Here is a 12,635-nt window from a genome sequence, read left to right as displayed (position 1 = left end):
CTCCCTGAGCGGGCGCGCGCGCCGCGATTGAATGGAGGAGTGATCCCCGAACCCTCCCCGTCCCTGTGTGCCGCGCTCGCCGCCGATCTGGATGCCGCGGGCTACACCTCCGCGCGGCTGCGGGCCCTGTGGGGCGTGGTGGCCGACGAGGCGCTCGGCCGGGGCCGCGCGCTGCCGGTGCGCCGCGCGCTGGCCCGCGTCGATGACGCCGCGGCGACGCTGGCACGCCTGTTCTGGCTCGGCGACCCCGTCTCCTCCGGCGAGCTGGAGCGGGCTCTGCCGCGCTGCGGTGTCGCGGGACTCGTGGCGCTGGGACTCGCGCGGGAGGATGCCGCGGGGATCGTCCCGCTCGCGGTGGTGCGCCCGCAGGCGTTCGTCGACGATGCGGGCGCCGGCGAGTGGTGGATCGCGAGCGACCTCGACGAGGTGGCGCTCGGCGGACCGATCGCGCCCGACCACGTGCTCGGCGTCGGCGGCGCGTCGATGACGCTCGCGGGGCTGCAGCTGCCCGTGCCGGCGGACCGTGTGCTGGATCTCGGGACCGGCTGCGGCATCCAGGCGCTGCGGGCCCGCCGGGCCGCCGAGGCGGTCGTCGCGACCGACGTCTCCGAGCCGGCGCTGCGCTTCGCCCGGCTGAACGCCCTGCTCAACGACGTGGCCGGGGTGCAGACGCGGCACGGGAGCCTGTTCGAGCCCGTTGCGGGCGAGAGCTTCGATCGCATCGTCTCCAACCCGCCCTTCGTCATCACTCCGCGGGCCACGGGGGTGCCCGCCTACGAGTACCGCGACGGCGGACTGGAGGGCGACGATCTCGTTCGGGCCGTCGTCACGGGCGCGGGAGCCCACCTCTCACCCGGGGGGACGGCGCAGCTGCTCGGCAACTGGGAGTACCGGGACGGGGAGGACGGGCTCGAGCGCGTGCGGGAGTGGGTGGCCCTCTCGCCCGTCGCGTTGGATGCGTGGGTCATCGAGCGGGAACGCCTGGACCCCGTCGCCTACGCCGAGCTGTGGATCCGCGACGGCGGCACGGTGCCGGGCAGCCCGGGCTACGACACCCTGCTCTCGGCGTGGCTGGACGACTTCGCGGCGCGGGGGGTCGACGAGATCGGCTTCGGCTACATCCTGCTGCGCCGCCCTCGGGAGGGACGTCCGACGCTCGCCCGGTACGAGCGCGTGGCGCAGCCGGTGGCCGAGCGCGCGCTCGGCGCGCACCTGGCGGCGTGCCTCGTGGCGCACGACCGGCAGCGCGCGCTCGACGACGACGGGCTCGCGGCATCCGTCCTGCAGGTCGCCGACGACGTGACCGAGGCCCGCCACCACCTGCCGGGTGCCGCCGACCCGAGCGTCATCGAGCTGCGGCAGGGCGGTGGCTTCTCCCGCACGATCCCCGTGGACCCCGCGCTCGCGGCCCTCGTCGGCGCGTGCGACGGCGAGCTGCCGGTCGGACGCCTGATCGACGCGATCGCCCAGCTGATGGAGGTGGATGCCGCGGCGCTGCGCGAAGACCTGCTGCCGCGCGTCCGGGACCTGCTCGATGACGGGCTGCTGCGCTTCGCGGGCTTGTAGGCCCCGGTGAACCACCGGCGGGGCGCGTGCGGCTCCGTGGGGCGGGTGCGCCGCTGGGTAGGCTGGGAGGCATGGTGAGCATGGCCGAGGGCCTCGCGCGACTCGAGGCCCTGGCGGCCTCGCCCGTCGTCGCGACGCTCGCCGACGCGTTCGCCGGCGCCGGGTTCGAGTTCGCCGTCGTCGGCGGCCCCGTGCGGGACGCCTTCCTCGGCCGGGCCACCAACGACCTCGACTTCGCGACCGACGCCCGGCCCGACGACATCCTCCGCATCGTCACCCCGATCAGCACGGCGCAGTGGGACATGGGGCGCGACTTCGGCACGATCGGCGCGCGGGTCCGGGGCGAGCAGGTCGAGATCACGACCTATCGCGCCGACGCGTACGACGGCGCCTCGCGCAAGCCCGTCGTCGCGTTCGGCGAGTCGCTCGAGGCCGACCTCGGCCGCCGCGACTTCACCGTGAACGCCATGGCCCTGCGGGTCCCGGAGCGCCGCCTCGTCGATCCGACGGGAGGGGTTGAGGATCTCCTGGCGCGCGTGCTGCGCACCCCGGCATCCCCCGACGTCAGCTTCGGAGACGATCCGCTGCGGATGCTGCGGGCCGCCCGTTTCGCGGGGCAGCTCGGGTTCGCCGTCGATGCGGCCGCGCTCGAGGCCATGGCGCGCATGCGCGAATCGCTCTCGATCGTCAGCGCCGAGCGCGTGCAGGGCGAGCTGGTGCGGCTGCTGCAGTCGGCCGACCCCGTGCTGGGCCTGCGCATCCTTGTAGACACGGAGCTCGCCGAGGTATTCCTGCCCGAGGTCCCCGCCCTCCGCCTCGAGGTCGACGAGCACCACCACCACAAGGACGTCTACGAGCACTCCCTCACGGTGCTGCGCCAGGCGATCGACCTCGAGCGCGTGCGACGACCCGGCGCGGCGCCCGACCTCGTGCTGCGCCTGGCGGCGCTGCTGCACGACATCGGCAAGCCCGCGACGCGCAAGCTCGAACCCGGAGGGGGCGTGAGCTTCCACCACCACGACGTCGTCGGGGCGCGTCTGGCCCGCAAGCGCATGAGCGCGCTGCGGTTCGACACCGCCACGACCGCGGCCGTCACGCAGCTGATCGAGCAGCACCTGCGCTTCTTCGGCTACGCGGAGGGCACCTGGACCGACTCTGCCGTGCGCCGGTATGTGCGGGACGCGGGAGAGAACCTCGAGCGCCTCCACATTCTCACGCGGGCCGATGTCACGACCCGCAACAAGCGCAAGGCCGCCCGGCTCCGCTCGGCGTACGACGACATCGAGCGCCGGATCGACGAGCTGGCCGCGCAGGAGGAGCTCGACGCGATCCGCCCCGAGCTCGACGGCAACCGCATCCAGGAGGTGCTGGGCCTGCGGCCCGGCCCGCAGGTGGGTGCCGCCTACCGGTTCCTGCTCGACCTGCGGCTCGACGAGGGCGTGCTCGGTCCGGACGAGGCGGAGCGGCGCCTGCGGGAGTGGTGGGCCCAGCAGGGCTGAGACCCGGTCGCTTCAGGCCCGACGCGCGTCCGTCCACAGCGTCGACGCGTGCGCGAGCGCGTCTGCGGCCAGGCGGGCCGACGTGTCGGCGTCGCGCATCCACAGGGGGACGGCGACGCTCGGGATGCCGTCGGCCGTGAGCGCCGGGGCGGATGCCGCGTCCTCCTCCGCCACGAGCCAGCCATCGAGCAGCCCCCCTCGCGAGCGCGCTCCGTAGTGCCGGGCGACGGCCGCGGCATCCGTCTCCACGCCGATCGCGACGAGGCACGAGTCGGCCATGCCCCGCACGGCGGCTCCGCCGATGATGCCCGACACGCCCACGACGGGGGCGGGGGCGCGACGGAGGGCGTCGCGCATGCCGGGGATAGCGAGGATCGGACCGATCGAGACGACGGGGTTGGAGGGCGCGACCAGGATGACGTCGGCCGCCGCGATGGCGGCGAGGGCGGCGGGCGCGGGGCTCGCCTTCGGGATCCCCGCCTGCTCGAAACGGATCGCCGGCAGCGAGGCGCGGTGGCGGGTCCACCACTCCTGGAAGTGCATCCGGTCGCCGCCCTCGACGACGACGTGCGTGTCGATCTCGTCGTCGGTGGCGGGGTGCAGCGTGACGCCGAGGACCCACCTCGTACCGAGCCGGCGGGCGACCTGGCTCGGGGTCTCGCCCGCGCGCAGCCACGCCGTGCGCGCGAGGTGGGTGCCGAGGTCGAGGTCGCCGAGCGTGAACCACGGCGGGGTGACGCCCCACGCCTGCAGCTCGGCGGCGACGCGCTCGCTCTCGCCGCGGCGGCCCCACCCGCGTTCGTCGTCGTTCTCGCCGGCGAGGGTATAGAGGAGGGAGTCGTGGTCGGGCCAGATGCGCACTCCCGCCAGCCACCAGTCGTCGCCGGTGTTGACCACGACGTCGATCCGCTCGATGTCGCCGGAGCGCCGCGCGTGCTCGCGCACGCCTCGCACGAACCGCGCGCCGCCCACGCCGCCCGCCAGCACCGTCACCTTCATGGGCTCAACGCTAGCCGCGGCATCCGGTGGGCCGCCCCTCGGATGTCGCGACGGAGATCCGGCGTCGGCTTTACGGGGCGACGACCGCGCGACCGCGCACCGTGCCCTTGTGGAGCTTGCTGGTGGCGCGGGTCGTCGACGTCAGGCCCCTGGGCCGGGACAGAGATGGCGGGTATCCTGTGCGAACCGTCACTGGAGATGGGGGGCGCATGCCGTCGCCGTGGTCGCCGCGCCGGGAGGTCTCGCCGCAGACATCCCGTCTGCTGATCGAGCGCGCGCACGACGAGCTCGTGCTGGGCAATCCCGGCGATGAGCGGCTGCGCGATGTCCGGCCGCTCGTGCGGGAATCATGGCGACGCTCGCTCGCGGGCATGGTCGGCGCCGAGGCTCTGCCACCCGTCGCCCTGACGGCCGAGGAGTTGGAGGAGTACCGCCGCACGCATCCGCTCGCGGGGGCCCTCGAGATGATCCGCGCCCTCCTGCTCCCCGGTGATGCCGCGGACGCCGGCGTCGCCGTCGCCGTGGGGGATGCCGCGGGCAGGCTCCTGTGGGTGGAGGGCGATCGGCACGTGCGCAGCCTCACGGGAGAGATGGGTTTCGTGGCCGGCGCCAACTGGTCGGAGGCGGCGGTCGGCACGGCGGCTCCGGGCACGGCGCTCGCGCTCGACCGGTCCGTGCAGATCCACGGCGCCGAGCACTACAACCGGCTCGTGCAGCCCTGGAGCTGCACGGCGGCCCCCGTGCACGATCCGGAGACCCGGCGCATCCTCGGGGTGATCGATGTCACGGGCGGGGCCAGCGCCGTCACCCCTCAGGCGCAGCTTCTCGTGGATGCCACGGCGCGCGCCGTCGAGGGAGAGCTGCTCGTCGCGCGCCTGCGTGCCCGGGAGCAGGCCGCGTCTCCCGCTCGACGACGCCCGCGTCCGCCCGCCGCCGAGCCCACGCGCTCGACGCTGCGTGTGCTCGGCCGGTCGCGCGCGCTGCTGGAGGTGGCCCGGGAGGGCGGCGACACGGTGACGGAACTGAGCGCCCGTCACGCCGAGATCCTCGTCATGCTCGCCACCCACCGCCAGGGGCTCTCGGCGGAGGCTCTCGCGGACCTGGTCTACGGCGCGGGCGCCGGACCCGAGACGCTGCGACCCGAGATGGTGCGGCTGCGGAAGGTGCTCGAGCGCGTCGCCCCTCACCTCGTGCCGGCCTCGCGCCCGTACCGGCTGCTCGCCGACCTCGAGACCGACGCCCACCAGGTGCTGTCGCTCTTGGACCGGGGCGCCCACCGCGTCGCGCTCGCCGCCTATCGGGGCGCCGTGCTGCCGGAGTCGGTGGGACCCGGCGTGGAGGACTTCCGCCAGGGGGTGCACCTCGCCCTCCGCGAGGCCCTTCTCGCGGAGGCGCGGGTGGACGTCCTGCTGGCGTACGCCGACACCGAGACGGCGGCCGACGACGCCGAGGTGCTGCAGCTCTGCCTGCGCCTGCTGCCCTCCCGCTCGCCGCGGCGCGCGGGGCTCGTGGCGCGTCTGGAGCGCCTCGAGGGCTGACACGGAGGCGGCGCTCGGCCCACGGCCCGATGCGCGGGGCCGCCGCCCGGGGCGTGCAACGGAATGCAACGTTGCGCGGCATAGCGTCGTGCCACCTGCCGCGGCCTTACGCCCGGCACTCATGACACGTCGAAGGAGACAGACATGACCATCGTCGAAGAGGGCGTCTCGAGCGTCTACGCCGCTCCCGGCCAGCGCGGGGCGCTCGCCGAGTACCGCTCCCGCTACGGGCACTACATCGGCGGCGAGTTCGTCGAGCCGGTGAAGGGCCAGTACTTCGAGAACATCTCCCCCGTCACGGGCAAGCCGTTCTGCGAGGTGGGCCGCGGCACCGTCGAGGACATCGACCGAGCCGTCGACGTCGCCTGGAAGGCGTTCGCCTCCTGGGGGAAGACGAGCCCTGCCGAGCGCGCGAACATCCTCAACAAGATCGCCGACCGCATCGAGCAGCACCTGGAGAAGATCGCCGTCGCCGAGACGTGGGAGAACGGCAAGCCGATCCGCGAGACGCTCGCCGCCGACATCCCCCTCGCCGTCGATCACTTCCGCTACTTCGCCGGCGTGCTGCGGGCGCAGGAGGGGTCGCTCAGCCAGCTCGACGAGGACACCGTGGCGTACCACTTCCACGAGCCGCTCGGCGTCGTGGGTCAGATCATCCCCTGGAACTTCCCGATCCTCATGGCGACGTGGAAGCTCGCCCCCGCTCTTGCGGCGGGCAACTGCGTCGTGCTCAAGCCGGCGGAGCAGACCCCGGCATCCCTTCTCTTCCTCTTCGACATCATCGGCGACCTGCTGCCGCCGGGTGTCGTGAACATCGTCAACGGGTTCGGGATCGAGGCGGGTGCGCCGCTCGCGCAGCACAAGCGCATCCGCAAGGTCGCGTTCACGGGTGAGACGACGACGGGGCGCCTGATCATGCAGTACGCGTCGCAGAACCTGATCCCCGTGACCCTCGAGCTCGGTGGCAAGAGCGCGAACGTCTTCTTCGAGGACGTCGCCCGGGCCAAGGACGACTACTACGACAAGGCCCTCGAGGGTTTCACGTTCTTCGCCCTGAACCAGGGCGAGGTCTGCACGTGTCCGTCGCGGGCGCTCATCCAGCGCTCCATCTACGAAGGGTTCCTCGGGGACGCGCTCGAGCGGGTCGGCAGGATCGTTCAGGGCAACCCGCTCGACCCCGCGACGATGATCGGGGCCCAGGCATCCAACGACCAGCTCGAGAAGATCCTGTCGTACATCCAGATCGGCAAGGAGGGCGGCGCGAAGCTGCTCGCCGGCGGCGAGAGGGTGGACCTCGGGGGCGATCTCGCGGAGGGCTACTACGTGGCGCCGACCGTGTTCGAGGGGACGAACGACATGCGCATCTTCCAGGAGGAGATCTTCGGGCCGGTGGTTTCGGTCACCTCCTTCGACGGGTTCGACGAGGCCATGTCGATCGCGAACGAGACGCTCTACGGCCTCGGCGCGGGGGTGTGGAGCCGCAGCGGCGACACGGCGTACCGCGCGGGGCGCGGCATCGAGGCCGGGCGCGTGTGGACGAACACGTACCACCAGTACCCGGCGCACGCGGCGTTCGGCGGGTACAAGCAGTCGGGCATCGGGCGGGAGAACCACCTCAAGATGCTCGATCACTATCAGCAGACGAAGAACTTGCTCGTGTCGTACGCCGAAGGTCCCATGGGCTTCTTCTGATCCGAGCGGGGGGCGGGCATCCTCTTTCCCCCCGGGTGCCCGCCCCGACGCCGCCACACCCCGTCGTCCGCAATGTACACCCCGCGATGCCGAGCGTCATCGCGGACGAAGGGGCCCACAGCGAGGCTCGAGAGGAGCGCAGACATGACCGAACGCGTCGCCGCGACGGATGCCGCGGCATCCCTTCTGCGGCAGTTGACCACCCAGCACGGACCTCTCATGTTCCACCAGTCCGGCGGCTGCTGCGACGGCAGCGCACCGATGTGCTACCCCGTCGGCATGTTCGTGACGGGTCCCTCCGACGTGCTGCTCGGCACGATCGACGCCGGCCTGGACGACCCGATCGAGGTCTACATGTCGGAGTCGCAGTTCGAGTACTGGAAGTACACGCACCTCACCATCGACGTGGTGCCGGGGCGAGGGGCCGGGTTCAGCGTCGAGGGGCCGACGGGGATGCGCTTCCTCATCCGTTCGCGGATGCTGAGCGAGCCGGAGCTCGCCGACCTCGGCGTGGGCTGACGGCGGCGCGCGCCCCGCACGCGGGCGGGGCGCCGGAGCGCCGGGGCCGTTTCACGGCAGACTGGGCGCCGCGGGCGGTGGCGGAACGCCCCCGATGACGGAGCGACCGGAGGACGTGGCGGTGACCGAGAAGCGGGATCATGCGGGCGAGGCTCGGGCCGACGCGGTCGGCGGCGGCCAGCGGGTGCCGGTCACGGCCGTGGATGCTGACGATCGCGTGGTTGCCCGTCGCGACCGCGCTGACCGGACAGACGCGTCAGGACCCCCTGCAGCTCGTGGTCTACATCGGCACGATGGCGCTGACGTGCGTGACGCTCGGGTGCGCCCGAGCGCTCGGGATCTCCGTCCGACCCGCCACGCGCATGTAAGAGGACGCGCGCCGAGCGGGTGAATGCGCGCTCGACCCCCGATTCCCCGGCATCCGCGCGGATCGGCTAGAGTAGAGAGGTTGTCTGGCGGTGGCCCTGTCCACGTAAGCCCGAGACACGTGCACACACCCTCCTGCTACCGGGAAATGCCCGGCAGCCGTTCTAGTCCGAAGGAGGTGGGTTAGTGACGCACTCGCACCAGTACGAGCTCATGGTCATCCTGCAGCCCGAGATCGACGAGCGTACGGTCGCCCCGAACCTTGACAAGTTCCTCAAGGTCATCACGAATGACGGCGGCACGATCGACAACGTCGACATCTGGGGTCGCCGGCGCCTGGCGTATGAGATCCAGAAGAAGAACGAAGGCATCTACGCCGTCGTGAACTTCACCGCCACGAGCGAGGCCACGCAGGAGTTGGACCGCCAGCTCAAGCTCTCCGAAGCCGTCATGCGCACCAAGGTGCTGCGTGCCGAGGAGGCCATCGCGCTCGTCGCCGCCGAGAAGAAGCGCTCCGAGGAGAAGGCCGCCCGCAAGGCCGCCGCTCCCGCCAAGGCAGCGAAGGCGTAAGTCTGATGGCCGGCGAGACGATCATCACCGTCGTGGGAAACCTCACGGCCGACCCCGAGCTGCGCTACACGCAGAACGGGCTCCCCGTCGCGAACTTCACGATCGCGTCGACGCCGCGCACGTTCGACCGTCAGGCAAACGAGTGGAAGGACGGCGATGCGCTGTTCCTCCGCGCGAGCGTCTGGCGTGACTTCGCCGAGCACGTCGCCGGTTCGCTGACGAAGGGCGCGCGGGTCATCGCGACCGGGCGTCTGAAGCAGCGCAACTACCAGGACCGCGAGGGCAACAACCGCACCTCGATCGAGCTCGAGGTCGACGAGATCGGCCCCTCGCTCCGCTACGCCACGGCGCAGGTCACCCGCGCGCAGGGCGGCAGCGGCGGTGGCGGCGGCGGTCAGAACCGCGGGCAGGTGGCCGACGAGCCGTGGGCGACGCCCGCGCAGTCGAACACCGGCGGCGGCGCAGACGGCTGGAGCGCCCCCGGCGCCTACGGCGACGACACCCCCTTCTGAACGATTCCGGATGCCGCGCCGGCCGCCCCCGCGCGTGACCTGCGGCATCCGACCCTCACCCAAAGGAAAACCACATGGCTGGAAAGTCAAGCGGCGACCGCCGCAAGCCGCGGAAGGGCGCGAAGAACGCCGCTCCCGCGAAGCCGACCCGCGTCGGCGTCATCGACTACAAGGATGTCGCCACGCTTCGCAAGTTCGTCTCGGAGCGCGGCAAGATCCGCGCCCGTCGTATCACCGGTGTCTCGGTGCAGGAGCAGCGCCTCATCGCGACCGCGATCAAGAACGCCCGCGAGATGGCGCTCCTGCCCTACGCCGGCGCTGGCCGCTAAGGAGTTCTCATGTCGAAGCTGATTCTCACGAGCGAGGTGGCCGGTCTCGGCAGCGCCGGTGACGTCATCGAGGTCAAGAACGGGTACGCCCGCAACTACCTCATCCCCCAGGGCTTTGCCGTTGCGTGGTCGCGCGGTGGCGAGAAGCAGGTTGCGTCCATCCGCGCAGCCCGCGAGTCGCGCGCGATCCACGATCACGAAGAGGCCCTCGCCCTCAAGTCGAACCTCGAGGGTTCCTCCGTCCGCCTGGCCGTCACGGCCGGTAAGGAGGGTCGCCTGTTCGGTTCCGTCAAGACCGGCGACATCGCCGATGCGGTCAAGGCCGCGGGTCTCGGCGACCTGGACAAGCGCAAGATCCACATCACGTCGCCGATCAGGTCGATCGGCGAGCACGAGGCCACGGTTCGTCTTCGCGACGACGTGACCGCCGTGATCACGCTGGTGGTCGTCGCGGCCAAGTAGGCGCGACCGGCACGGATGCCGCGGGTCCTTCGGGGCCCGCGGCATCCGTCGTCTGGGCTCAGGCGCGGAGGCGGTGCGGGGACACCGCGCCCACGCACAGCCCCAGTCCCGCCAGGAGCGGGATCAGCGCTGCCAGCGCGAGCTGACCGAGGGGCGTTGACCCCGTCGACGCGAGGGCCGTCGACCCGACGGACGCGAGCATCGCTCCCGATGCCTGGCCTGTGATGGCCGACCCTCCGGTCTCGGTGCTGCCGGCCGTGCCCGGAGTTCCCGGGGTGCCGGGCGTTCCGGGGGTGCCGGGAGCCCCGGGGGTTCCGGGGTCACCGGGTGCACTCGTCACGGGATCCGTCGTCGTGCTGTCCCTGACGACGGAGACGGCGTTGCCGCCCAGCGTGACCGGGAGGGACACGGGCAGAGCCAGTTGGGTGCCACCGAGCAGCCCCTCCTCGCCGGTCGTGACCGGCGTGCCGCCGGTCGTGACCGGCGTGCCGCCGGTCGTGCCGCCGGCCCGAGCCGAGGTCGCCGTGCCGGAGGATTCGCTGTCGCCGAGGACGGAGATGGCGTTGCCGCCGACGGTGATCGGCATCCGCACGGGCGCAACCAGCTGGGTGCCTCCGGCGATGCCGTCTTCGCCGGTTGTCGCGGGCTCGCCGGTGGTGTCTCCGGCTGCCGGGGCGGGTGCCGCGGTGGTGCCTTCGCTCTCGCTGTCGCCGAGGACGGAGATGGCGTTGCCGCCGACGGTCACCGGCGCCTGCACGGGCGCGACGATCTGGGTGCCGGAGGCGATCCCGTCTTCGCCGTCCGTCGTGGGGGCGGTGTCGGCCGGTGCCTCGGAAGGCGCCGGAGCCTCGGCGGGGACGGATGACTCGGTGGTCGCGCCATCGCTCGAGCTGTCCCCGACGACGGAGATCCCGTTGCCCGAGACGGTGACGGGGACGTCGACCTGGATGATGGCCTGGCTCCCCGACGCGGCCCCGTCGGCACCCGAGGTGGATCCCGCCGGTGCGGGCTCCGCGGGCGCGGGCGTCGTCTCGGCATCCGCGGTCTCGCTGTCGCCGATGAGCGATACGGCGTTGCCGCCCACCGTCACTGGGGCCGTGATGCCGATGAGGCCCTGCGTGCCGGAGGCGAGGCCGTCCTCGCCGGAGGTGTCGGCGGCGTGAGCGATGCCGGTGCCGACGAGGGCGATGCCGCCCCCGAGAAGCGCGCCGTACAGCGCGCGCGTGATGATCCTTCGCATGATGTCTTCTCCTGAGTGAATGAGTGGGGTCGGGGCGCCGGTCGGCGCGCCGATGGCTTCTGCCGCACGCGGAGGCGCGGCGGAAGCTCCCTCAGTCAGGGGTGACGTCGGTGGCGAATGTCGGTGGAAGCGGTGCGCGGCGGGGCACGCGGAGTGCCCGACCGCCGCGCCTCGGCGCGGGGATCAGGACGGCGCCCAGAAGCGCGCCCACGAGCGCGAACCCGGCGCCGCCCACCCCGGCGCCCGAGCTCGCGGGCGCGGTCATGAGCGACCAGGCGGCCGACAGCGGGTCGGTCGGGCCGGCGGCGCCGTGCCGAGGGCCCGACGCGGCTGAGCCGGCGATCAGAGAGGGCGCAGGCGCAGAGCTCACGAGCACGCTGACCGCGGCGGCGGGTGCGAGGGCGACGTCGCCCGCGGTGTCGCCGGGGCCGGGCTCGTTCAGTAGGGACCCGACGGGAGCGTTTACCCACGGGGCGGCATCCACGGGCGGAGCGCGGTGCAGCGCCTCTGGGAGCGGAATGGCGAGGCCGGCGTCCGCGCCGGGACTCCCTACGACCGCAGCCAGAGTGTCATCGAGCGAGGCGGCCAGCGCGCCGAGTGCCGTGGGCAACTCGAGCGCGGAGCTGAGGTGCGAGAGAACGGGTGCCGCGGCGACGAGTTCGTCCGCGGGCTTCACGACGGCGGCGACGGGGGCGGATGCGGCGGCATCCCCGACCGTCTCGACGACGCCGCCCACCGCGGTGTCGACGGTGGAGGCGAGGCCGTGGGCGACGGAGCCGACGGTGGTCGCGGGCGACGGAGGCGGGGGCACGGGAGCGACATCGTGGGCGGGAGGCGCCGGTGCGGAGGGCGCGACCGTCTCCACGACGGAGGTGACGGCGGGATCCGCCGCCTGGACGACCCCGCCCAGGGTGTGCTCCACGGCATCCACGGTCTGGGAGACGACCCCGAGCAGGCCCGAGCCGTCATCGCCCTTGTCGGCCTGTGCCGCCGCGGGAATGAGGAAGGCGAGGGCGGTGCCGAGCGCCGCGCCGCCCAGGCAGAGCAGCGCGAGCCGCCGCCACCCGCCATCGCCGGTCGTCTCTGCGACGTCCATGTCCTCACCCCCCGGTCGGACCTTGCGTCGAATGCGTATACCGCATCAGATTCGAGAGAAGGTACGCCCGATCGCATGCGATGTAAACCCCCCGGTCGCACGGCGAATCGCACCTGTCCTCCGAATGGGGGACACGTTTTGCACAACCATTGGGGAGAAAAGCGCAAGTCTCAATCCCCGGTTCAAGCTGCTGTGAATCCACAGGGTGTGAAACATATAAAGCCTGATCAAGCTTGATAAAAAAGTG

General features: G+C 72.4%; 13 protein-coding genes. 10 read left to right on the top strand and 3 right to left on the bottom strand.

Annotated features, from left to right (window positions below):
- Positions 1-39 precede the first annotated feature (39 nt).
- The gene (locus tag ACIGCK_RS12270) at positions 40-1,566 is read left to right on the top strand and encodes a methyltransferase (protein ID WP_396666393.1); all 1,527 of its coding nucleotides are present in this window, start codon (positions 40-42) and stop codon (positions 1,564-1,566) included.
- A gap of 71 nt (positions 1,567-1,637) precedes the next feature.
- A complete protein-coding gene (locus ACIGCK_RS12265) occupies positions 1,638-3,065 on the top strand; it encodes a CCA tRNA nucleotidyltransferase (RefSeq protein ID WP_396666391.1) in 1,428 nt (475 codons plus the stop codon).
- Between the two features lie 12 nt (positions 3,066-3,077).
- Here ACIGCK_RS12265 and cofD read toward each other — a convergent pair whose 3' ends face one another.
- Positions 3,078-4,064 (bottom strand): 2-phospho-L-lactate transferase, encoded by a 987-nt coding sequence (cofD, locus tag ACIGCK_RS12260; RefSeq protein WP_396666389.1) that lies wholly within the window; start codon positions 4,062-4,064, stop codon positions 3,078-3,080.
- Positions 4,065-4,273: 209 nt separating this feature from the next.
- Here cofD and ACIGCK_RS12255 point away from each other — a divergent pair, with 209 nt between their 5' ends.
- The 8 genes from ACIGCK_RS12255 to rplI all read left to right on the top strand — a co-directional run bounded on the left by ACIGCK_RS12255 (position 4,274) and on the right by rplI (position 10,052).
- A complete protein-coding gene (locus tag ACIGCK_RS12255; protein WP_396666388.1) occupies positions 4,274-5,602 on the top strand; it encodes a transcriptional regulator in 1,329 nt (442 codons plus the stop codon).
- Between the two features lie 144 nt (positions 5,603-5,746).
- Positions 5,747-7,294: an aldehyde dehydrogenase family protein gene (locus ACIGCK_RS12250; protein WP_396666386.1), complete on the top strand. Its 1,548-nt coding sequence runs from the start codon at positions 5,747-5,749 to the stop codon at positions 7,292-7,294.
- A gap of 144 nt (positions 7,295-7,438) precedes the next feature.
- Positions 7,439-7,813, top strand: coding sequence for a DUF779 domain-containing protein (locus ACIGCK_RS12245; RefSeq protein WP_330170750.1), 375 nt, complete (start codon positions 7,439-7,441; stop codon positions 7,811-7,813).
- A 140-nt stretch (positions 7,814-7,953) separates the two neighbouring features.
- The gene (locus ACIGCK_RS12240) at positions 7,954-8,181 is read left to right on the top strand and encodes a hypothetical protein (RefSeq protein WP_396666384.1); all 228 of its coding nucleotides are present in this window, start codon (positions 7,954-7,956) and stop codon (positions 8,179-8,181) included.
- Between the two features lie 211 nt (positions 8,182-8,392).
- The gene (gene rpsF, locus ACIGCK_RS12235; protein ID WP_330172066.1) at positions 8,393-8,749 is read left to right on the top strand and encodes a 30S ribosomal protein S6; all 357 of its coding nucleotides are present in this window, start codon (positions 8,393-8,395) and stop codon (positions 8,747-8,749) included.
- Positions 8,750-8,754: 5 nt separating this feature from the next.
- The gene (locus tag ACIGCK_RS12230) at positions 8,755-9,261 is read left to right on the top strand and encodes a single-stranded DNA-binding protein (protein WP_396666383.1); all 507 of its coding nucleotides are present in this window, start codon (positions 8,755-8,757) and stop codon (positions 9,259-9,261) included.
- A 74-nt stretch (positions 9,262-9,335) separates the two neighbouring features.
- Positions 9,336-9,590, top strand: coding sequence for a 30S ribosomal protein S18 (rpsR, locus tag ACIGCK_RS12225; RefSeq protein ID WP_292815389.1), 255 nt, complete (start codon positions 9,336-9,338; stop codon positions 9,588-9,590).
- 9 nt (positions 9,591-9,599) lie between these two features.
- Positions 9,600-10,052, top strand: a complete 453-nt coding sequence (gene rplI / locus ACIGCK_RS12220; RefSeq protein WP_330170748.1) for a 50S ribosomal protein L9 — start codon at positions 9,600-9,602, stop codon at positions 10,050-10,052.
- 58 nt (positions 10,053-10,110) lie between these two features.
- Here rplI and ACIGCK_RS12215 read toward each other — a convergent pair whose 3' ends face one another.
- Complete coding sequence (locus ACIGCK_RS12215) at positions 10,111-11,292, bottom strand: chaplin family protein (RefSeq protein ID WP_396666381.1); 1,182 nt, start codon at positions 11,290-11,292, stop codon at positions 10,111-10,113.
- Positions 11,293-11,383: 91 nt separating this feature from the next.
- A complete protein-coding gene (locus ACIGCK_RS12210; protein ID WP_396666380.1) occupies positions 11,384-12,388 on the bottom strand; it encodes a hypothetical protein in 1,005 nt (334 codons plus the stop codon).
- Positions 12,389-12,635 lie beyond the last annotated feature (247 nt).

The organism is Microbacterium sp. NPDC078428, assembly GCF_044542535.1.
In the GTDB taxonomy this organism is placed as follows: domain Bacteria; phylum Actinomycetota; class Actinomycetes; order Actinomycetales; family Microbacteriaceae; genus Microbacterium; species Microbacterium limosum.
Note: the sequence above shows the minus strand (reverse complement) of the source record. Positions and strands in the feature narration are given on the sequence as shown.

What these genes read in the sequence shown, in the direction of transcription:
- ACIGCK_RS12245 (WP_330170750.1), top strand. Translation starts at nt 7,439, where the DNA reads ATGACCGAACGCGTCGCCGCGACGGATGCCGCGGCATCCCTTCTGCGG.
- rpsR (WP_292815389.1), top strand. Translation starts at nt 9,336, where the DNA reads ATGGCTGGAAAGTCAAGCGGCGACCGCCGCAAGCCGCGGAAGGGCGCG.
- ACIGCK_RS12215 (WP_396666381.1), bottom strand. Translation starts at nt 11,292, where the DNA reads ATGCGAAGGATCATCACGCGCGCGCTGTACGGCGCGCTTCTCGGGGGC.
- rplI (WP_330170748.1), top strand. Translation starts at nt 9,600, where the DNA reads ATGTCGAAGCTGATTCTCACGAGCGAGGTGGCCGGTCTCGGCAGCGCC.
- rpsF (WP_330172066.1), top strand. Translation starts at nt 8,393, where the DNA reads ATGGTCATCCTGCAGCCCGAGATCGACGAGCGTACGGTCGCCCCGAAC.
- ACIGCK_RS12250 (WP_396666386.1), top strand. Translation starts at nt 5,747, where the DNA reads ATGACCATCGTCGAAGAGGGCGTCTCGAGCGTCTACGCCGCTCCCGGC.
- ACIGCK_RS12255 (WP_396666388.1), top strand. Translation starts at nt 4,274, where the DNA reads ATGCCGTCGCCGTGGTCGCCGCGCCGGGAGGTCTCGCCGCAGACATCC.
- cofD (WP_396666389.1), bottom strand. Translation starts at nt 4,064, where the DNA reads ATGAAGGTGACGGTGCTGGCGGGCGGCGTGGGCGGCGCGCGGTTCGTG.
- ACIGCK_RS12240 (WP_396666384.1), top strand. Translation starts at nt 7,954, where the DNA reads ATGCGGGCGAGGCTCGGGCCGACGCGGTCGGCGGCGGCCAGCGGGTGC.
- ACIGCK_RS12265 (WP_396666391.1), top strand. Translation starts at nt 1,638, where the DNA reads ATGGTGAGCATGGCCGAGGGCCTCGCGCGACTCGAGGCCCTGGCGGCC.
- ACIGCK_RS12210 (WP_396666380.1), bottom strand. Translation starts at nt 12,388, where the DNA reads ATGGACGTCGCAGAGACGACCGGCGATGGCGGGTGGCGGCGGCTCGCG.
- ACIGCK_RS12230 (WP_396666383.1), top strand. Translation starts at nt 8,755, where the DNA reads ATGGCCGGCGAGACGATCATCACCGTCGTGGGAAACCTCACGGCCGAC.